We start from the raw sequence: 20,458 nt of genomic DNA, 5'->3' as shown, positions 1-20,458 counted from the left end.
ACGATCAGCTGGTTCAAACGCTCGAACGGCGGCTCACGGAGGCGTCCCACGGCGGATGGAGGCACCGGCGACGTGCTACCGAAACGCGGGGTCGTGGTGCGTTCACCCGGCGAGTGCGGGGCAGGCTGCCCAGTGGCCCGGATGCACCGATCCGGTGACCCCGCTCACACATCCACATGAGTGAACGCGCAGACTTGCGGTCGCGCGGGCAGGCCAGTCAGGCAGGCCCGTTGCGCCAAGAACAGTTAAAAAGAGCGTGGGGGCGCCGTCCCCCTCCCGTTCCTGGAACTGTACGACCATCGATCAAGTAGTACCCGTCAGCACCCGTACGGCCGACGTCCGCCGTACGTCCCGCCGAGCAGGCAACCGAGTGACACCGAGCGGCACCGAGCGGCACCGAGCGGCACCGAGCGGCATGGTGTCCAGAACATCATCAGTTGTCCATATGACCAAAAATGACCCAAATAGCCTGAATGATCCAATGACCCGAATATCACGAGTTGTACAGGTGAGGCAATGATCGGTCGTATTCCCGTTGTCGATGTCCGCCCGGTCGTGGACTGCGGCCGCCGCCCGGCGAAGGCGGTGGCCGGCGAGACGTTCGAGGTGACGGCCACCGTGTTCCGGGAGGGGCACGACGCGGTTGCGGCCAATGTGGTGCTGCGCGACCCGGCGGGCCGGCCGGGTCCCTTCACCCCGATGCACCCGCTGGAGCCGGGCACCGACCGGTGGGGGGCGCGGGTCACGCCCACCGCCGAGGGCCGCTGGACGTACACCGTGGAGGGCTGGTCCGACCCGGTGGGGACCTGGCGGCACACCGCCGGCATCAAGATCCCGGCGGGCATTGACACCGATCTGGTGCTGGCCGAGGGCGCCCAGCTGCACGAGCGGGCCGCGGCCGGCGTGCCCAAGGGCGACGAGCGGCAGACCGTGCTGGCCGCGGTGGACGCGCTGCGGGACAGCGGCCGGCCGGCCTCGGCCCGGCACGCGGCGGCGATCACCCCCGACGTGGTGGCGGTGCTCGACCGCTACCCCTTGCGGGAACTGGTCAGCGCCTCACGTCCACTGCCGTTGCAGGTGGAGCGGGAGCGCGCGCTCTTCGGGTCCTGGTACGAGTTCTTCCCGCGCTCGGAGGGCGCGGTGGTCGAGCCCGGCCGCGCCCCCCGCTCGGGTACCTTCCGCACCGCCGCCGAGCGGCTGCCGGCGGTGGCCGCGATGGGGTTCGATGTGGTGTACTTGCCACCTATTCATCCCATCGGCAGAGCGTTCCGCAAGGGACCGAACAACAGCCTCTCGGCGGGCCCCGACGACGTCGGCTCGCCCTGGGCGATCGGCTCCGCGGAGGGTGGCCACGACGCCGTCCACCCGGATCTGGGCACGATCGCCGACTTCGACCACTTCGTGGCCCGCGCCCGCGAGCTGCGCCTGGAGATCGCCCTGGACTTCGCCCTCCAGTGCTCGCCGGACCACCCCTGGGTCGGCAAGCACCCGGAGTGGTTCGCCCACCGGGCGGACGGCACCATCGCGTATGCCGAGAACCCGCCGAAGAAGTACCAGGACATCTACCCGATCGCCTTCGACGAGGACTTCGCCGGCCTGGTCCGGGAGACCCTGCGGGTGCTGCGGCACTGGATGGCGCACGGCGTACGGATCTTCCGGGTCGACAATCCGCACACCAAGCCGGTGGTGTTCTGGGAGAAGGTGATCGCCGACATCAACAGGACCGATCCCGATGTGATCTTCCTGGCCGAGGCGTTCACCCGTCCCGCGATGATGAGCATGCTCGGACAGATCGGCTTCCAGCAGTCGTACACCTACTTCACCTGGCGCAACGACAAAACGGAACTGACCGATTACATGCTGGAGTTGGCGCACGGGACGGCAGGCTGGATGCGGCCGAACTTCTTTGTGAACACTCCTGACATCCTCCATGCCTATCTGCAGAACGGCGGCCGTCCCGCGTTCGAGACGCGGGCCGTGCTCGCCGCCACCCTCTCCCCCAGCTGGGGGGTGTACGCGGGGTTCGAGCTGTGCGAGGCGACCCCCGCGAAACCGGGCAGCGAGGAGTACCTCGACTCGGAGAAGTACCAGCTGCGGCCGCGTGACTGGGCCGCGGCGGAAGCGGAGGGACGCTCGCTCGCTCCGCTGCTCACCACGCTCAACCGGCTCCGCCGCCGTCACCCGGCGCTGCGGCAGCTGCGGGACATCACGTTCCACCACGTGGACAACGACGCGCTGCTGGCCTACTCCAAGCGGCGGGACGACGACGTCGTACTGGTGGTCGTCAACCTGGACCCGTTCCACACCCAGGAGGCGACCGTGTCGTTGAACATGCCAGAACTCGGCCTCTCCTGGCACGAGTCGTTCCCGGTGCGCGACGAGCTCACCGGCGAGACCTACCACTGGGGCAGGAACAACTATGTGCGCCTTGAGCCGGGCCGCGCGCCCGCGCACGTGCTGTCACTGCGACCGTCTCCATCGATCGGAGGGTCACTCAGTTGATCGTCAACGAACCCGTTCCTGACACGTTCGAGGACACACCGGCAAAGGACCGAGATCCCGAATGGTTCAAACGGGCGGTGTTCTACGAAGTCCTCGTCCGTTCCTTTCAGGACAGCAACGGCGACGGAGTCGGCGACCTGAAGGGAATCACCGCCAAACTCGACTATCTGCAATGGCTGGGCGTCGACTGCCTGTGGCTGCCGCCGTTCTTCGCATCCCCCCTGCGGGACGGCGGCTACGACGTCTCCGACTACACGGCGGTGCTGCCGGAATTCGGCGACCTGGCCGACTTCGTCGAATTCGTGGACGCCGCGCACCAGCGCGGCATGCGCGTGATCATCGACTTCGTCATGAACCACACCAGTGACCAGCACGAGTGGTTCCAGCAGTCCCGCTCCGACCCCACCGGGCCGTACGGCGACTACTACACCTGGGCCGACGACGACAAGCAATTCCCGGACGCCCGGATCATCTTCGTGGACACCGAGACGTCCAACTGGACCTTCGACCCGGTCCGCAAGCAGTACTACTGGCACCGCTTCTTCTCCCACCAGCCGGATCTCAACTACGAGAACCCGCAGGTGCAGGAGGAGATCCTGGCCGCGCTGCGATTCTGGCTCGACCTCGGGATCGACGGCTTCCGGCTGGACGCGGTGCCGTATCTCTACCAGCAGGAGGGCACCAACTGCGAGAACCTGCCGCGTACCCACAACTTCCTCAAGCGGGTACGGGCGGAGATCGACGCGCACTACCCGGACACCGTGCTGCTGGCCGAGGCCAATCAGTGGCCCGAGGACGTCGTCGACTACTTCGGCGACTTCCGCAAGGGCGGGGACGAATGCCACATGGCGTTCCACTTCCCGGTGATGCCGCGCATCTTCATGGCGGTACGGCGCGAATCGCGCTATCCGGTCTCCGAAGTCCTGGCCAAGACCCCGGCGATCCCGGAGGGCTGCCAGTGGGGGATCTTCCTGCGGAACCACGACGAGCTGACCCTCGAAATGGTCACCGACGAAGAGCGCGACTACATGTACGCCGAGTACGCCAAGGATCCGCGGATGCGGGCCAACATCGGGATCCGCCGCCGGCTGGCCCCGCTGCTGGACAACGACCGCAACCAGATCGAACTCTTCACCGCGCTGCTGCTCTCCCTGCCGGGCTCGCCGATCCTCTACTACGGCGACGAGATCGGCATGGGCGACAACATCTGGCTCGGCGACCGGGACGGCGTACGCACCCCCATGCAGTGGACGCCCGACCGGAACGCCGGGTTCTCCTCCAGCGACCCCGGCCGGCTCTTCCTGCCGACGATCATGGACCCGGTCTACGGGTACCAGGTCACCAATGTCGAGGCGCAGATGAGCTCGCCCAGCTCGCTGCTGCACTGGACCCGGCGGATGATCGAGATCCGCAAGCAGAACCGGGCGTTCGGGCTCGGCTCGTACACCGAGCTGCCGTCCAGCAACCCGGCCGTGCTGGCCTTCCTGCGGGAGGACGGTGACGACCTGGTGCTGTGCGTGAACAACTTCTCCCGGTTCGCCCAACCCACCGAACTGGACCTGCGTCAATTCGCGGGCCGCCATCCGGTGGAGCTGATCGGCGGGGTCCGCTTCCCCGCGATCGGCCAGCTGCCGTACCTGCTGACCCTGGCGGGACACGGTTTCTACTGGTTCCGGCTGCGCCGCGACCAGGTCTGAGGGAGGGGGGCCGGGGCGCCCGGCCCCCCGCGTGCCCGAGGTGCGGGCGCGACCGACCTTTGGCAGTATCCAGAGGGATCCAGAAGTACTCCTCCAGCAGCCCGTACGGCGGTTTCCTGTCACCCGCCCGGGGCAGGCTCCCCCGTGTCGCCGGACAGCCCGCACCCGCCATCCGGGAGGCTGGCGCCCCCGCCGCTCACACAAAGCGCTGGGTGCGCGACTCCCCGGGGAAAGGACGTCATGTCGGACACCTCCTGGACCCGTGTATCCCCTGCTGCGTCAGCAGCTTCCGCCCCGGCCGCGGTGGACCGCGATCTGGAGTCGGGGCTGCTGGACTCCCTCGATCCGCTGCTGCGCCGCTGGCTGCCGCGGCAGCGCTGGTTCGCCGGCAAGGGCCTGCCCATCGGCCGCCTCCGGCTGGCCGCGGCCACCGAGCTGGTGCCGCCCGGCGGGCGGCTCGGCCCGCTGGGACTGCTGCACGTGCTGGTCGACGTGGAGCAGCCGGACCGGCCCGCGGACTGCTATCAACTCCTGCTCGGCGCCCACCCACTGCTGCCCTCGTCGCTGGTCCGTACCTCGCTGGGCACCGCGGTCGGCGGCCCCTACGACGGGCTGACGCTCTACGACGCCCCGCACGACCCCCGGCTGGCCGCGCTGCTCCTCGAACGGCTGCGGCTGCCCGGCCGGATCGGCCGGCTGCGCTTCACCACCGAGCCGAGCGCGCAGTTCCCGCCGGGGCTGACCCCGCGGGTCTCCACCGCCGAGCAGTCGAACACCTCCGTGGTCTACGGCGACGCCTACATCCTCAAGCTCTTCCGCCGGGTCTCCCCCGGCACCAACCCCGACCTGGAGCTGTCGCTGGCGCTGGCCAGGGCGGGCTCGCGGCGGGTGGCGGAGCCGGTCGCCTGGTTCGAGGCGCTGGACTCCGACGAGGACCAGGAGGACGCCCCGGGCACCGGTGACCGCGGCGACGCCAGTGAAGACGCCAGTGAAAAGGGGGCCGCCGGTGACGCCGGTACGCAGCCCACGGCGGGCGAGCCGGTGACGCTCGGGGTGCTGCAGCGCTTCCTGCCGGGCTCGGCCGACGGATGGACGCTGGCCACCGCCTCGGTCGCCGAGGACGGCGACTTCCGCGACGAGGCGGCCGCGCTCGGGCGGGCCACCGCGGAGGTGCACGCCTCGCTGGCCGCGGCGCTGGACGTCCAGCGGCTGGACGGCGCGGCGCTGGAACGTATGGCCGCCGCGATGACACGGCGGCTGGAGGAGACGGCGGCCGAGGTGCCCGCGGTACGACCGTACGCCGCCGCGCTGCGGTCGGCCTTCGACGACCTGGCCAAGCTGGGCGCCGCCGCCGGGACCGACGAGGTGGTGGCCCAGCGCATCCACGGCGACCTGCACCTGGGGCAGGCGCTCCGCGGGCCGGACGGCGAGTGGGTGCTGATCGACTTCGAGGGCGAGCCGGCCCGGCCGCTCGCCGAACGCCGCCGTCCGGCGCCGCCGGTCCAGGACGTGGCCGGCATGCTCCGGTCCTTCGACTACGCCGCGTACCACAGCGGCAACGGCCCGTGGGCGGCCCGCCACCGGGACGCCTTCTGCACCGGGTACGCCGAGGTGGCCGGCCTCGATCCACGCGAACAGCCTGTGTTGATACGGGCCTTCGAGACGGACAAGGCGGTCTACGAAGCCCGGTACGAGGCCAGGCACCGCCCCGCCTGGCTGCCCATTCCGCTCTCCGCCCTCGCCCGCCTGGCCACTTCGGCGGTATGAAGAGGTTGACCGCGGCCCGCACCCGCCAGACTTGCCGATCCGTCCGAGGAGATTCAGCCAGTGACCGCGCGCACCCCCGACTCACCGCAGGACCGTTCCTTCACCCCGCCGACGGCCGGTACGGCGGGCCCGTCCGCCGCGGCGGCGGCTCCCGGGTCGCTCCCGGAGGCCACCGCGCGCGGCTACGACGCCGGCACTCCGCACCCGGGTGCCTCGGGCACGGCGCCGAAGGACGCGGGCGGCGCGGTGAACGGCGGTTCCCCGGCGGAGCCGGCCCCCGCCGCGGCTTCCCCGGCCACCCCGGCTTCCCCGGCCCCCTCTGCTTCCGCCTCCGTGGCGCCCGGCAGGGAGCCCGCCGATGAGCCCGGGCCTGAGTCCGCCGGGCAGCCCGCCGAGCCGGCCGCCGCACCCGTCGAGGGACCCGCCGGTGAGCCCGGTCGGCCGAGCAGCCTGGACGAGGGCGACCGCTGGCGGCTGCTGAACGGCGCCCACCACGACCCGCACGGCCTGCTCGGCGGGCACAAGGAGCCGGGCGGCGTGCGGTTCCGGGCGCTGCGACCGTACGCCCGGGGGGTCGCGGTGCTGGCCGACGGCCTGCGGGCGGAGCTGGAGCCGGAGGGCGACGGCCTCTTCTCCGCGCTGCTGCCGCTCACCGAGGTCCCGGCGCGGTACCGGCTCGCGGTCACCTACGACGACGGCGAGCACATCGTCGAGGACCCGTACCGCTTCCTGCCCACGCTCGGCGAGCTGGACCTGCACCTGATCCGGGAGGGCCGGCACGAGCAGCTGTGGCAGGTGCTCGGCTCGGAGCCGATGACGCACGGCGGGGTGGCGGGCACCCGCTTCACGGTCTGGGCGCCGAACGCCCGCGGGGTCCGGGTGGCCGGCGACTTCAACTTCTGGGACGGCACCGGCTTCCCGCTGCGCTCGCTGGGCTCCTCCGGCGTGTGGGAGCTGTTCGTGCCCGGAGTTGCCGAGGGCACCGCCTACAAGTACGAGATCACCCGGCCCGACGGCTCACGCGGGATGAAGGCCGACCCGATGGCCCGCGCCACCGAGCAGCCGCCCGCGACCGCGTCGATCGTCACCTCCTCGTCGTACGCCTGGCAGGACGACGCGTGGATGGCGCGTCGCGCCGACACCCCCGTGCACCGGGCGCCGTTCTCGGTCTACGAGGTGCACCTGCCGTCCTGGCGGCCGGGCCTCAGCTACCGGGAACTGGCCACGCAGCTGCCCGAGTACGTCTCCGAACTCGGCTTCACCCACGTGGAGTTGATGCCGGTCGCCGAGCACCCGTTCGGCGGTTCGTGGGGCTATCAGGTGACGTCGTACTACGCGCCGACCTCGCGGCTCGGCACACCGGACGACTTCCGTTACCTGGTGGACGCACTGCACAGGGCCGGCATCGGCGTGATCATGGACTGGGTGCCCGCCCACTTCCCCAAGGACGAGTGGGCGCTTGCCCGGTTCGACGGTGCGCCGCTCTACGAACCGGCCGACCCGCGCCGCGCGGAACACCCCGACTGGGGCACGCTGATCTTCGACTACGGCCGTACCGAGGTGCGCAACTTCCTGGTCGCCAACGCGATTTACTGGTGCCAGGAGTTCCACATCGACGGCCTGCGGGTGGACGCCGTCGCCTCGATGCTCTACCTGGACTACTCGCGCGAGGGCGGCGCATGGCTGCCCAACGAGCACGGCGGCCGGGAGAATCTGGACGCGGTGGCGTTCCTGCAGGAGATGAACGCGACGGTGTACCGGCGCTGCCCCGGCGTGATCACCATCGCCGAGGAGTCCACCGCGTGGGACGGCGTCACCCGGGCCACCCACCACGTGGGCCCGACCGGTTTCGGGGGCCTCGGCTTCGGTCTGAAGTGGAACATGGGCTGGATGCACGACTCGCTCGACTACATGGCGCACGAGCCGGTGCACCGCAAGTTCCACCACAACGAGATGACGTTCTCGATGGTGTACGCGTACAGCGAGAACTACGTGCTGCCGATCTCGCACGACGAGGTGGTGCACGGCAAGGGCTCACTGGTCAGCAAGATGCCGGGCGACTGGTGGCAGCAGCGGGCGAACGTGCGGGCGTACCTGGCCTTCATGTGGGCCCACCCGGGCAAGCAACTCCTCTTCATGGGCCAGGAGTTCGCGCAGGGCGCGGAGTGGTCGCACGACACCGGGCCGGACTGGTGGCTGCTGGACGACACGTACTCCGCGGCCGGCGACCACCGCGGGGTGCGTGACCTGGTGCGCGACCTCAACGCGGTCTACGGGCGGACGCCGGCGCTGTGGCAGCGCGACACCGACCCGGCGGGCTTCGAGTGGGTCGACGGCGGGGCGGCGGAGGACAACACCTTCTCCTTCCTGCGCCATGACGCGGCGGGCGAGCCGCTGCTGTGCATCAGCAACTTCTCCCCGGTGGTCCGCGAGGGCTACCGCGTGGGCACCCCCGAGGGCGTCTGGCAGCAGGTCCTCAACACCGACCAGACCCGCTACGGCGGCAGCGGCGTCGACCCCGACGGCCCCCTCAAGAGCGAACCCCACCCCTGGAACGGCCGCCCCCACAGCATCGCCGTCACCCTCCCCCCCTTGTCCACCCTCTGGCTCCGCCAAACCCCCTGACCCCCCCACCCCCCACCCGCGGCCGTACGACCACCGCCGGGTCGTACGGCGGGGGCCCCGAAGTGCCGCGGGCCGCTTTCGATCGACCCCGGCGCGACCGGTCAGAAGACCGATTCCGCCTCGTCGATGCGGTCGTCCGGGACGGTTTTGAGGTGGGTGATCGCGTCGGCGAGGGGGACGGTGGTGATGCGGGTGCCGTGGAGGGCGGTCATGTGGCCGAAGGCGCCCCGGTGGGCGGCTTCGACGGCGTGCCAGCCGAAGCGGTTGGCGAGGATCCGGTCGTAGGCGGTCGGGACGCCGCCGCGCTGGACGTGGCCGAGGATGACCGGGCGGGCCTCCTTGCCGAGGCGGGCCTCCAGCTCGCGGGCGAGGGTGGTACCGATGCCGGTGAAGCGCTCGTGGCCGTACTTGTCGATCTCGCCCACGCCGTACTCCATGGTGTCCTTGGCGGGGTGGGCGCCCTCGGCGACACAGATGACGGCGAACTTCTTGCCGCGGGCGAAGCGCCGTTCGACCATCGCCACCAGATCGGCCGGGTCGAAGGGCCGCTCCGGGACGCAGATGCCGTGCGCGCCGGAGGCCATCCCCGCCTCCAGGGCGATCCAGCCGGCGTGCCGGCCCATCACCTCGACCACCATCACCCGCTGGTGCGACTCCGCGGTGGTCATCAGCCGGTCGATCGCCTCGGTGGCGACCGTGACCGCGGTGTCGAAGCCGAAGGTCCGGTCGGTGCCGTTGATGTCGTTGTCGATCGTCTTCGGCACCCCGACCACCGGCATCCCGGCGTCGGCGAGCATCCGGGCCGCGGTCAGCGTGCCCTCACCGCCGATCGGGATGAGCACGTCGAGGCCGTACTCGGCGCACAGCTGGTCGGAGTGGTCGGCGGCCTCCCGCAGCCGCGCCCGTTCCAGCCGGGACGAGCCGAGTATGGTCCCGCCCCGGGCCAGGATGCCGCTGACCGAATTGAGGTCCAGGGGACGGACGCGGCCCTCCAGCAGGCCGACGAAGCCGTCCTCGAAACCGATGACCTCGTCGCCGTGGCCGGTCAGCGCCCGGTGGACGACGGACCGGATGACAGCGTTCAGGCCGGGGCAGTCGCCGCCCGCGGTGAGGACTCCGATGCGCATGAGGTGGTGTCTCCAAGGAGGTGCGGGTGGGACGGCTCGTCGCCGCTCACGGTGGGCGCGATCTTCACTTCTCTCACGGTGACTTCGGCACCAGCGTGCACTCGGTGATCCGCCCGGCGAGATAGTCGTCCACATTGCGGACGGTCGTCTCGACGATCTGCTGCACCGCGTCCACCGTGAAGTACGCCAGGTGGGAGGTGACCAGCACCCGGTCGTAGGCCATCAGCCGCCCGAGGGTCTCGTCGGTCATCACCTCCAGCGCCTTGTCGTAGAAGAAGACGCCCGCCTCCTCCTCGTACACATCGATCCCGACCCCGCCGAGCCGCCGCTCCCCGAGGGCGTCGAGCAGCGCCGCCGCGTCGATCAGGGCACCGCGGCCGGTGTTGACCAGCAGCACGTCGTCCTTCATCGCGCTCAGCCGCCGGGCCCCGATCAGATGGTGCGTGGACGGCATCAACGGCACATGCAGGCTGATCAGGTCGGCCTCCCGGCACAGCCGGTCGAGCTCCACGTACTCCATGCCGAGTTCCTCGCAGGCCGGGTTGGGGGTGATGTCCCAGCCCAGCAGACGCATGCCGAAGCCCCGGCCGATCGCGGCGAAAGCGGTGCCGATCCGGCCGGTGCCGATCACCCCGACGGTACGCCCGTGCAGATCCCGGCCGAGCAGCCCGTCCAGCCGGAGGTCGAAGTCGCGGTTGCGCCGGGCGGCTGTGACGATCCGCCGGTTGAGCGCGGTGGCCAGCGCCCAGGCGAACTCGGCGACCGCGTACGGCGAGTAGCCGGCGACCCGGGCGACGGTGAGACCGAGCCGTTCCGCGTGGTCGAGGTCGATGTTGTTGTAACCGGTGGACCGCTGGGTGATCAGCCGGGTGCCGCCGCGCACCAGCGCCTCAAGCACCGGCGCGTCCAGCGCGCCGTGCACCGAGGTGGACACCGCTTCGTAGCCCGCCGCGAGGGTCACCGTGTCGGCGGTCAGCACCGTCTCCAGGCAGCGGACGGTGTGCCGCGGCGGTGCCGCCGCCTCCAGCAGGGGGCGCTCGTCGCGCTGTACTCCGGTCGCCAGGATCTCCATCGCACCGGCCTCCTCTCGGCCATGCCGCCCCGCCCTCTCCTGTTCACCCTACGTGCACCGCGCAGCGATGCCAGGGCGTTCGTATCGGGGTAATCCCGACGGGGTACACACCTTGCGTGAGCGATGTGCGACCTCACCGGGCGACGCGCGGGCGGGCACGTTAGCGTCGTGCATACATACGTCCACAGGTCGGCGGCGGCAGCAGATCGGAGCACAGGGGTGACGCGCAGCGTCTATGTCACGGGGATCGGTCGCGGCGACGGCCGCCAGGTGGTCGAGCTGGGGGTGATGGAGCTGCTGACCCGGCAGGTGGACCGGGTCGGGGTCTACCGCCCGCTGGTGCACGACACCCCGGACCGCATCTTCGAACTCCTGCGCGGCCGCTACCGGCTCACCCAGGAAGAGGACACCGTCTTCGGCATGGGCTATCCGGAGGCCGCCGCGCTCCAGGCGGAGCAGGGCCAGGAGGCGCTGACCGCCCGCCTGGTCGAGGGCTATCTGCGGGTCGCCGAGTCGTACGACACGGTGCTGATCCTCGGCTCCGACTTCTCCGACACCAATCTGCCCGCCGAGCTGGGGGTGAACGCCCGGCTGGCCAACGAGTGCGGTGCCTCGGTGCTGGCGGTGATAGGCGGCCGGGACCAGAGCGCCGAGTCGGTGGCCGCCGAGGTCCGCAACGCGCACCACGCGTACACCAACCTGGGCTGCGACGTGATCGCGATGATCGCCAACCGGGTGGACCCCGGCCAGGTCGAGGGGGCCACCGGGCTGCTGCGGCACACCCTGGACGTGCCGGTGTACGTCCTGCCCGACGAGCCGGCGCTGGCCGCGCCGACGGTGGCGCAGATCGTCGAGCACCTGGGCGCGGAGGTGCTGCTCGGGGACGACGCGGGCCTGTCCCGGGACGCCATGGGCTTCGTCTTCGGCGGCGCGATGCTGCCGGCCTTCCTGCCCGCGCTGACCCCGGGCTGTGTGGTGGTGACGCCCGGTGACCGGGCCGATCTGATCATCGGCTCGCTGGCCGCGCACGCCGCGGGCGCGCCGCCGATCGCCGGGGTGCTGCTGACCCTGGACGAGAAGCCCGGCCCGGACATCCTGGCGCTGGCCAACCGGCTGGCCCCCGGCACCCCGGTGCTCGCGGTGGCCGCCGGCTCCTTCCCGACCGCGGCCGGCCTGTTCACGCTGGACGGCAAGCTCGGCGCCGGCACCCCGCGCAAGGCGGAGACCGCGCTCGGTCTCTTCGAGACCCACGTGGACACCGCCGAGCTGACCGAGCGCCTCTCGGTGGCCCGCTCCGAGCGGGTCACGCCGATGATGTTCGAACACGCGCTGCTGGAACGGGCCCGCGCGGACAAGCGGCGGATCGTGCTGCCGGAGGGCGCCGAGGAGCGGATCCTGCGGGCCGCCGAGGTGCTGCTGCGCCGTGGGGTGTGCGAGCTGACGCTGCTCGGCGAGGAGGACGCGGTCCGCAAGAAGGCCGGCGACCTCGGCATCGTGCTCGACGACCCGGCGGTGACGGTGGTCGATCCGCAGACCTCACCGCTGCGGGATCGTTTCGCCGAGCTCTACGCCAAGCTCCGCGCCCACAAGGGCGTCTCCTACGAGCTCGCCTACGACGTGGTCGCGGACGTCTCCTACTTCGGCACCCTGATGGTGCAGGAGGGCCTGGCCGACGGCATGGTCTCCGGCGCGGTGCACTCCACCGCGGCCACCATCCGCCCGGCCTTCGAGATCATCAAGACCCGGCCGGACGCCGCGATCGTCTCCTCGGTCTTCTTCATGTGCCTGGCCGACAAGGTGCTGGTCTACGGCGACTGCGCGGTCAACCCCGACCCGGACGCCGAACAGCTCGCGGACATCGCGGCCCAGGCGGCCGCCACCGCGGCCCGCTTCGGCGTGCAGCCCCGGATCGCCATGCTGTCGTACTCCACCGGCACCTCCGGCAGCGGCGCGGACGTCGACAAGGTCCGCACCGCCACCGAACTGCTCCGCGCCCGGCGGCCCGACCTGCTGGTGGAGGGACCGATCCAGTACGACGCGGCGGTCTCCCCCACCGTGGCGGCCGCCAAGCTCCCGGGGTCCTCGGTGGCCGGGCAGGCGACGGTGCTGATCTTCCCTGACCTCAACACCGGCAACAACACCTACAAGGCGGTCCAGCGCTCCGCGGGCGCGGTCGCGGTCGGCCCGGTCCTCCAGGGCCTGCGCAAGCCGGTCAACGACCTCTCCCGGGGCGCGCTGGTGCAGGACATCGTGAACACGGTCGCGATCACCGCGATCCAGGCCCAGCAGGGGGAGACGCAGTGAGCGACACGCACCGGACCGCAGCACCGCAGCCGGCGGCGGCACCCGCGGCCCCGCCCGGTGGCCGGGAAGGCGGGACCGCCGCGGGCGCCACCCGGGTCCTGGTCCTCAACTCCGGGTCCTCCTCGGTGAAGTACCAGCTGCTGGAGATGACCGACCACAGCCGGCTCGCCTCCGGCCTGGTGGAGCGGATCGGCGAGGAGGGCGGCGTCGCGGACCACGCGGCGGCGCTCCGGCAGGTCTCCGCCGAGCTGCGCGGCCAGGGCCTCGGCCTGGACTCGCCCGAGCTGGCCGCGGTCGGGCACCGGGTGGTGCACGGCGGCACCCGCTTCACCGCGCCGACGCTGATCACCGACGACGTACTCGCCGGGATCGAGCAGCTGGTGCCGCTGGCCCCCCTGCACAATCCGGCCAACATCACCGGCATCAAGGTGGCCCGCGAGCTGCGCCCCGACCTGCCGCAGGTCGCGGTCTTCGACACCGCCTTCCACGCCACCATCCCGGAGTCCGCCCACCGGTACGCCATCGACACCGCGATCGCCGACCGGTTCGCGGTGCGCCGCTACGGCTTCCACGGCACCTCGCACGCGTACGTCTCGCGGGCCGCCGCGAAGCTGCTGGGCAAGGAGCCCGCCGAGGTCAACCAGATCGTGCTGCACCTGGGCAACGGCGCCTCGGCGGCGGCGGTCAGGGGCGGCGTCTGCGTGGACACCTCAATGGGCCTGACCCCGCTGGAGGGGCTGGTGATGGGCACCAGGTCAGGGGACCTCGACCCGGCGGTGGTCTTCCACCTGCAGCGGGTGGGCGGCATGAGCACCGACGAGATCGACACCCTGCTCAACAAGAAGTCGGGACTGCTGGGCCTGGCCGGCGCCAATGACATGCGGGAGATCGGCCGCCGGATGGCGGACGGGGACGAGCGGGCGCAGCTCGCCTTCGATGTGTACGTGCACCGGCTGCGCCGCTACATCGGGGCGTTCACCGCGGTGCTGGGACGGGTCGACGCGATCGTCTTCACCGCCGGCGTCGGCGAGAACTCGGCGGCGGTACGGGCCGCGGCGCTGGCCGGCCTCGAAGGGTTCGGCGTCGTCCTTGACCCGGTGCGCAATGCCGTACGGGCCTCGGCCGGACGGCTGATCTCGGCCGAAAACAGCCGGGTGGCGGTCGCTGTGGTGCCCACTGACGAAGAGCTTGAGATCGCCCGCGATACTTACGCCTTGGCGCAGGGTAGGGCTGACGCCCGAGGTCCCGGCGCGGCCGGCTGAGCACGACACCGGCCGTGCGGGGAACGAGCAGGAAGACCGTCAGGACGCGGCGGCCGACCGTCCCCCGACCACGTAGCCCCAGGAATATTCCGGAGCGGAACAAACCGATAGGATAGCGCCCATGCGCCGAGCCAAGATCGTCTGTACCCTGGGTCCCGCCGTCGACTCGTACGACCAGCTGAAGACGCTGGTCGAAGCGGGCATGAACGTGGCCCGCCTCAATTTCAGCCACGGCAGCCACGCCGAGCACCAGGACCGTTACCAGCGGGTGCGCAAGGTGGCCGAGGAAACGGGCAAGGCGGTCGGCATCCTCGCCGACCTGCAGGGCCCCAAGATCCGTCTCGGCAAGTTCGCCGACGGACCGGTGGAGCTGGTCGCGGGCGACGAGTTCACCATCACCACCGAAGAGGTCGCCGGCGACCGGACCCTGTGCGGCACCACGTACAAGGGCCTGCCCGGCGATGTCTCGCAGGGCGACCCGATCCTCATCAACGACGGCAATGTGGCGCTGCGCGTCATCGAGGTCGAAGGTGCCCGGGTCCGCACGCTGGTGGTCGAGGGCGGTGTGATCTCCGACCACAAGGGCATCAACCTGCCCGGCGCCTCGGTGAACGTGCCGGCGCTCTCCGACAAGGACATCGACGACCTGCGGTTCGCGCTGCACATGGGCGTCGACATGGTGGCCCTCTCCTTCGTCCGGGACGCCAAGGACGTCCGGGACGTGCACCGCGTGATGGACGAGGAGGGCATCCGCCTCCCGGTCATCGCCAAGGTGGAGAAGCCGCAGGCGGTGCAGAACATGGAGGACGTCGTCATGGCGTTCGACGCCGTGATGGTGGCCCGCGGCGACCTCGCCGTGGAGTACCCGCTGGAGCAGGTGCCGATCGTCCAGAAGCGCCTGGTCGAGATGTGCCGGCGCAACGCCAAGCCGGTGATCGTGGCGACCCAGATGATGGAGTCGATGATCACCAACTCCCGTCCGACCCGCGCCGAGGCCTCCGACGTCGCCAACGCGATCCTGGACGGCGCGGACGCGGTGATGCTGTCGGCGGAGTCCTCGGTCGGCAAGTACCCGATCGAGACGGTCAAGACGATGTCGCGCATCGTGGAGGCCGCCGAGGAGGAGCTGCTCTGCCGCGGCCTGCAGCCTCTGGCGCCGGGCAAGAAGCCCCGCACCCAGGGCGGCGCGGTGGCCCGTGCCGCCGCCGAGCTGGGCGACTTCCTGGACGCCAAGTCACTGGTCGCCTTCACCAAGTCCGGTGACACCGCCCGCCGGCTGGCCCGCTACCGCGTCCCGGAGCCGGTCCTCGCCTTCACCACCGACCCCGCCACCCGTAACCAGCTCGCGCTGACCTGGGGTGTCGAGGCGTTCGTCGTCGAGCACGTCAACACCACCGACGCGATGGTGGAGCTGGTCGACCGGGAGATGCTCAAGCTCTCCGAGTACGCCAAGGGTGACACCGTCATCATCACGGCCGGCTCCCCGCCCGGCGAGCCCGGCACCACCAACCTCGTCCGCGTCCACCACCTCGGCGGCTGACGCCCCGGGCGCCCACCGCACCCGCAACGCCGCGCGGCCCGTACCCCTTGACCGGGGGCGGGCCGCGTGGCGTTGGTGCGTTGGTACGGGGTTCCCGGGAGACGGCTTACGAGGCGGGCTGGTTGGGACGGACCTGCATGCCCGGGATGGTGAGGTCACCGCCGAACTGGCCGGCCTGAATGACCGTCACATCGGTGAAGAAGAGCTCCGGCAGGGTCAGCGGCGGCGGGGCCTTCGGGGTGAAGGTGATCGGGACGAGCCCGAGCAGATTGCCGCTGAGCGACTCGGTGTAGAGCGTCACCGTGCCGTTGCGGAACGTCGAGGTGGAGCCGGCCCGCGCGATCACGTGCGTTGTCGTGCCGCGCGGTCCCTGGACGATCTGGTGCAGGTCACGGATGTCGATGCCGGAGGCGGTGAACTTCAGGACGTCCTTGACCGTGCCGCTCCAGGTACGGACCTTGACGATGCCGTCGTAGTTCAGTCCGTGCAGGGTCAGGACGCTGGCCTTGAGGGTCCACGGGTCGTCCGGCAGCAGCGGGATGCCGCCCTCGGTCTCCGCGTCGGCGAGCGCCTTCGCGTCGTACGTGGGGCAGGGGTACGCCTGCTTGCCGTCGGCGCTGCCCGGTGTCGCCGTGCCCTTGGTGTCCTTGGTGCCCTTGGTGTCCTTGGGGTCGGCGCTCGCGGACGGCGACGGCGTGCCGGTGGCCTTGTCGGTGAGGCCCTTGACGGCCTTTCCAGCGCCGTCCGTCAGGTCCTTGACCGTCGTGCCCACCGGGTCCGTCGCGGCCTTCGTGGGGGCGCTGGAGGGCTTCGACGGGGCCTTCGTGGCGTCCGGGTCGGGTGTGGCGGCGGGCGGCTTCGGCGCCTGGGTGGTGGGAGTCGGCGTCGGAGCCGGCTTGTTCACACCGAGCAGGCCGCCCAGCAGGTTGCCCAGTCCCAGCGGGTCGAGCGGGTTGGTGGACGGCGTGGGCGTGGCCGACGGCGTCGGCGTCTTGCTCGGCTCCGTCTTCGGCTCGCTCTTCTGTTCGCTCTTCGGTTCGCTCTTCGCCGCGTCGGCGGACTTCTGGTCCGACGCGGAGGGGCTGACCGTCGGGTCGGGCGTATCGGCCTTCGCCTTGCCGCTGTCGCCGTCCGCGTGCTGGGAAGAGCTCGCGGAAGGACCGTCACCCGCGGTGGACTTGCCGGGATCCTCGGCGCCGCCCTTGCCCGCGTCCTTGCTGTCGGCCGTGGTGGGCGAGTCCGACTGAGTGACGCAGGGGCCGGGCTTGAACGAGGGGTCGGACTGGTCGTCGGCCTGAGCGAGGTGGGGCGTCAGCCCCATGCCCATCAGCACCGCGGTGGGCATGGCCGCCAGGGCGACCGCCTTCCCGGCGGGAACGTGCAGTTTGGTCAGCAGTGACTTGCGGGGGGCGGCATGGCGCGGCCCGGAGCTCGTCCTGGCACGGGGCACGCTCTCCCCGGCCGGCTGAGTCTCGTCACCCAGCACGGTGCCTCCCGTTCTCCTCAGTGGTCTCTTCCTCGGGGCGCGCACCCGCGTGGACCGGCTCGGGGTCGGCGTAGGGGCTCTGCGCGGGCACGGTCGGCAGGCCGGTGCCGCCGGCGCCCGCGTAGTAGTCGTCCTTCGAACCCGCCGGGCCCGGCGGCTGGTCCGGCAGTTCCGCCTTCTCACCCGGGTCGTCGGTGGCCGGGACACCGGGCGCCCAAGCGACCGCCAGCGCGCCGCCGAGCAGCGCGAACAGGAAGCCGACCAGGAAGCCGCCGAAGTTGGAGATGACCAGCGAGACCAGCGAGAGCAGGATGCTGGCGACACCGGCGAAGACCCGGACCGCGGACTGGAACCACATGGTCAGCCCGAGCACGAAGAGCAGCACACCGATGATCAGCGATCCGCTGCCGGCCGTGGTCGCCATCCGGATGGTCAACTGCCCGAGCGTGAGGTTCGCGTACGGGAAGTACGCGATCGGCACCCCGGCCACGATGGTCAGCAGCCCCGCCCAGAAAGGGCGTTGCCACCGCCAGTGGCGGAATGCCACACGTCCGTAGCGCAGCCGCGCACTCAGTCCTGTCGACTCGGCGCTCATAGAAAACAGCTCCCTGGGACGGGCGTTTGCGGAGATTCCTCTGTCGGCCTCGGGCGAGCCACGTCCGGCGCGGTTCACCCGAGGCCGCTCAGGCGATGCCTAGTAGCACTCCACCGAAGAGCCGGAGCCCTTGTGGATGCGCAGGCTGAGGCCGGCGAGCTTGAAGGTGCCCGCGCTGGTGGCCCATGCCGTCTGCTTGACCCCGGTCAGGTCGGCCGAGTCGGCTTCCTGGGCGAAGGACTCGGGGTCGGCGGCGTCCTTGCTCTTGACGCCAGGACCCTTGGTCGAGTGGCCGGCCGCGACACCGATGTTGATGTTGTTGAACGTCGCGTCGGCGTCGAGCTGGTCGAGGTCGATGTAGAGGTTGTGGGCCTCGACCTTCTTGCTGCCGTTGCCGGCGGTCAGCACCAGCGTCACATCGCCGATCGGCGTCGGCACGACGACCGACTGGCACAGGCCGGTGATGGTGGCGTCGGTGAACGCCGACACCGCGACCGGCACCGCGCCGTGACCGCTGGGCGCGTCTATCGCGCCGTACTGCTCGAAACCCTCACCGTGCAGGGACTTGGCGGTCACCTTGAACTGCTGCCCGGACACGGCGAACGACGCGGCGAGCGCACCCTGGGCCAGCGCCACGCCTATCGCGGCGGTGGCCGCGACACTCGGCACCATGACGACGGCGAACCGCCGCCATCTGGTACCCCCACGAACGAGCGACTCCATACTTCCTCCTTCTCGGACGTACATCTCCGGCCGGGTTCGTTCGGTCCGGGCCTGGGATGGGAGAAGTGCTACGTCCTCGGAAAGGAGAGCGCCGGTGATCGGGGAGCCGTCCTCCCGGCGGGAGTTGTCCTCCGTGCGGGAGCTACGGACGGCGGCGTCCGAATCTGCGGCGATCACCCCCGAGCGACAACCACTGGCCACGCTCTCGCGCAACCTGCGGGACAGGCTCCATCCGGTGCGGTTCCATCCGTAGGACGGAGACCCCCCTGTCCCGGGGCGGCGGCGGTCACCGCACACCCCACTCGGCGGGGACCCGCGACCGCGGCGCCGACTGGCGGCCGGGCTGTGGCAACGGACCGAGCTTGGCCGATCGTGGTCCATTCCCGGCCGCGGCACAAGGGGGTTCGTTACCAGCGAGTAACGGATGAGCGGCGCAGGCATGACCGCCACGCGGAGTGATATCACGCAGAGTGAGGAGGGTGGTGGCGTGAAAATCCGACATACGCCACGATCGACCAACAAAGTAGGGCTGTACTTTTACCCGAAGTAACAGGGCCCACCGATGGTCACGGTTTGATAAAGTGCGGCCGCCGTGTCGCTAAATCTCCGAGTGGCCACACCCGTCGGACGGACCTCCGCCGGCAACCGGAGGAGGCCCGTCCGGAAGGTCAGAAGAGCACTCTGGCCAGGGCCGTACGTGCCGTGACCACGCGCGGATCGTCCGGGCCGATCACCTCGAAGAGCTCAAGCAGCCGCAGCCGGACGGTTTCCCGGTCCTCGCCGGCGGTCCGCCGGACGGCGTCCACCAGACGTCCGAACGCGTCTTCGACATGACCGCCGACCAACTCCAGGTCGGCCGCGGCCAGCTGGGCCGCTACGTCACCCGGTGCGTTCGCCGCGGCCTCGCGGACCGCCTTCGGGTCGGCGCCCTGCACCCTGCGCAGCAACTCCGCCTGCGCCAGGCCGAGTTTCGCCTCCACATTGGCGGGCTCGTCGGACAGCACGTTCTTGTACGCCTGGATGGCGCCGCCCAGGTCGCCCGCGTCGAGTGCCTCATGGGCGGCGGACAGGGCCAGTTCCTGCGGGGTGGCCGGGCGCGGCGGCGGCGCGGCCTGCGCCTGGGCGGCCTCCCCCGGGTCGACCTCGGGGCCGATGATGCCGAAGCGCTCCTCGGCCACCGAGATCAGCTGGTCGAGCACTTCGGTGATCTGGTCCTCGGGCGCCGCTCCCTGGAAGAGCGGCATGGCCTGACCGGCCAGCACCGCGAAGACCGCGGGCACCCCCTGGACACCGAACTGCTGGAAGAGCGTCTGGTTGGCGTAGACCTCGGCGGTGGCGAGGACGAAGCGCCCCCGGTACTCCCCGGTGAGGCGTTCCAGCACCGCGTTGAGCTGCTTGCTCTGCTCGGCCTGGTCGGCCCAGAAGCTGATGACGACCGGGACCTCGGCGGAGCGCTGCAGTACATCGCTCTCGAAGGTCGCCTCGGTCACCTCGATGACGAGCGGCGAGGCGGCGGGGGCGGTGCCGGCGTCCTGCCGCTGCGCCCTGGCCTGTTCGGCCTTCGCCTTGGCCTCACTGGCCGCCTTCAGGGCGGCGAGGTCGACCACGCCGCTCATGGACATGTTCCGTGGCTGCATGAGGTCAATCCTCCCCCCTCGTGGAGCAAAGCGTGCACAGACCCCGCATCCCCGCCGGTTTGCGGGTCACGTGGCACTGCTGCGGCGCCGGGACGTACGGCGGCGCGGATCCCCATCCGCA

13 protein-coding genes are annotated in these 20,458 nt (G+C 70.9%); 7 read left to right on the top strand and 6 right to left on the bottom strand.

Annotation, left to right across the window (positions count from 1 at the left end):
- The first annotated feature begins 516 nt into the window (after positions 1-516).
- From OG552_RS25610 to glgB, 4 genes are all read left to right on the top strand, one after another.
- Positions 517-2,502 (top strand): alpha-1,4-glucan--maltose-1-phosphate maltosyltransferase, encoded by a 1,986-nt coding sequence (locus tag OG552_RS25610; protein WP_329136761.1) that lies wholly within the window; start codon positions 517-519, stop codon positions 2,500-2,502.
- Positions 2,499-4,199 (top strand): maltose alpha-D-glucosyltransferase, encoded by a 1,701-nt coding sequence (treS, locus tag OG552_RS25605; protein WP_329136758.1) that lies wholly within the window; start codon positions 2,499-2,501, stop codon positions 4,197-4,199. Before OG552_RS25610 ends, treS begins: the two co-directional genes overlap by 4 nt.
- Before the next feature lie 240 nt (positions 4,200-4,439).
- Positions 4,440-5,966, top strand: coding sequence for a maltokinase N-terminal cap-like domain-containing protein (locus tag OG552_RS25600; protein ID WP_329136756.1), 1,527 nt, complete (start codon positions 4,440-4,442; stop codon positions 5,964-5,966).
- A gap of 60 nt (positions 5,967-6,026) precedes the next feature.
- Positions 6,027-8,591, top strand: coding sequence for a 1,4-alpha-glucan branching enzyme (gene glgB, locus OG552_RS25595; protein WP_329136754.1), 2,565 nt, complete (start codon positions 6,027-6,029; stop codon positions 8,589-8,591).
- Between the two features lie 101 nt (positions 8,592-8,692).
- Here glgB and OG552_RS25590 read toward each other — a convergent pair whose 3' ends face one another.
- Positions 8,693-9,718: an ATP-dependent 6-phosphofructokinase gene (locus tag OG552_RS25590; protein WP_329136753.1), complete on the bottom strand. Its 1,026-nt coding sequence runs from the start codon at positions 9,716-9,718 to the stop codon at positions 8,693-8,695.
- Between the two features lie 73 nt (positions 9,719-9,791).
- Positions 9,792-10,790 carry a 2-hydroxyacid dehydrogenase gene (locus OG552_RS25585; RefSeq protein ID WP_329136751.1) on the bottom strand — a complete coding sequence of 333 codons (999 nt, stop codon included), beginning with the start codon at positions 10,788-10,790 and terminating at the stop codon, positions 9,792-9,794.
- A gap of 219 nt (positions 10,791-11,009) precedes the next feature.
- On the opposite strand from OG552_RS25585, the gene pta reads away from it, so the two are divergent.
- From pta to pyk, 3 genes are all read left to right on the top strand, one after another.
- Positions 11,010-13,094 carry a phosphate acetyltransferase gene (pta, locus tag OG552_RS25580; RefSeq protein ID WP_329136749.1) on the top strand — a complete coding sequence of 695 codons (2,085 nt, stop codon included), beginning with the start codon at positions 11,010-11,012 and terminating at the stop codon, positions 13,092-13,094.
- A gap of 98 nt (positions 13,095-13,192) precedes the next feature.
- On the top strand, positions 13,193-14,356 hold the full coding sequence (locus OG552_RS25575; RefSeq protein ID WP_329141120.1) for an acetate kinase: 1,164 nt from the start codon (positions 13,193-13,195) through the stop codon (positions 14,354-14,356).
- A gap of 121 nt (positions 14,357-14,477) precedes the next feature.
- Positions 14,478-15,896, top strand: coding sequence for a pyruvate kinase (gene pyk / locus OG552_RS25570; RefSeq protein ID WP_329136748.1), 1,419 nt, complete (start codon positions 14,478-14,480; stop codon positions 15,894-15,896).
- Between the two features lie 106 nt (positions 15,897-16,002).
- Here the strand turns inward: pyk and OG552_RS25565 are convergent, their stop codons facing one another.
- From OG552_RS25565 to OG552_RS25550, 4 genes are all read right to left on the bottom strand, one after another.
- Positions 16,003-17,382 (bottom strand): hydrogenase expression protein HypF, encoded by a 1,380-nt coding sequence (locus OG552_RS25565; protein WP_329136746.1) that lies wholly within the window; start codon positions 17,380-17,382, stop codon positions 16,003-16,005.
- The gene (locus tag OG552_RS25560; protein ID WP_329136744.1) at positions 17,372-17,977 is read right to left on the bottom strand and encodes a DUF6114 domain-containing protein; all 606 of its coding nucleotides are present in this window, start codon (positions 17,975-17,977) and stop codon (positions 17,372-17,374) included. The genes OG552_RS25565 and OG552_RS25560 overlap by 11 nt, the downstream gene beginning before the upstream one ends.
- A 99-nt stretch (positions 17,978-18,076) precedes the next feature.
- Complete coding sequence (locus OG552_RS25555) at positions 18,077-18,700, bottom strand: DUF6230 family protein (RefSeq protein WP_329136742.1); 624 nt, start codon at positions 18,698-18,700, stop codon at positions 18,077-18,079.
- 668 nt (positions 18,701-19,368) lie between these two features.
- Positions 19,369-20,337 (bottom strand): tetratricopeptide repeat protein, encoded by a 969-nt coding sequence (locus OG552_RS25550; RefSeq protein ID WP_329136740.1) that lies wholly within the window; start codon positions 20,335-20,337, stop codon positions 19,369-19,371.
- Positions 20,338-20,458 lie beyond the last annotated feature (121 nt).

Origin of the sequence: Streptomyces sp. NBC_01476 (assembly GCF_036227265.1) — a bacterium.
Classification (GTDB): Bacteria; Actinomycetota; Actinomycetes; order Streptomycetales; family Streptomycetaceae; genus Actinacidiphila.
This window is presented reverse-complemented; position numbering and strand designations above follow the sequence as displayed.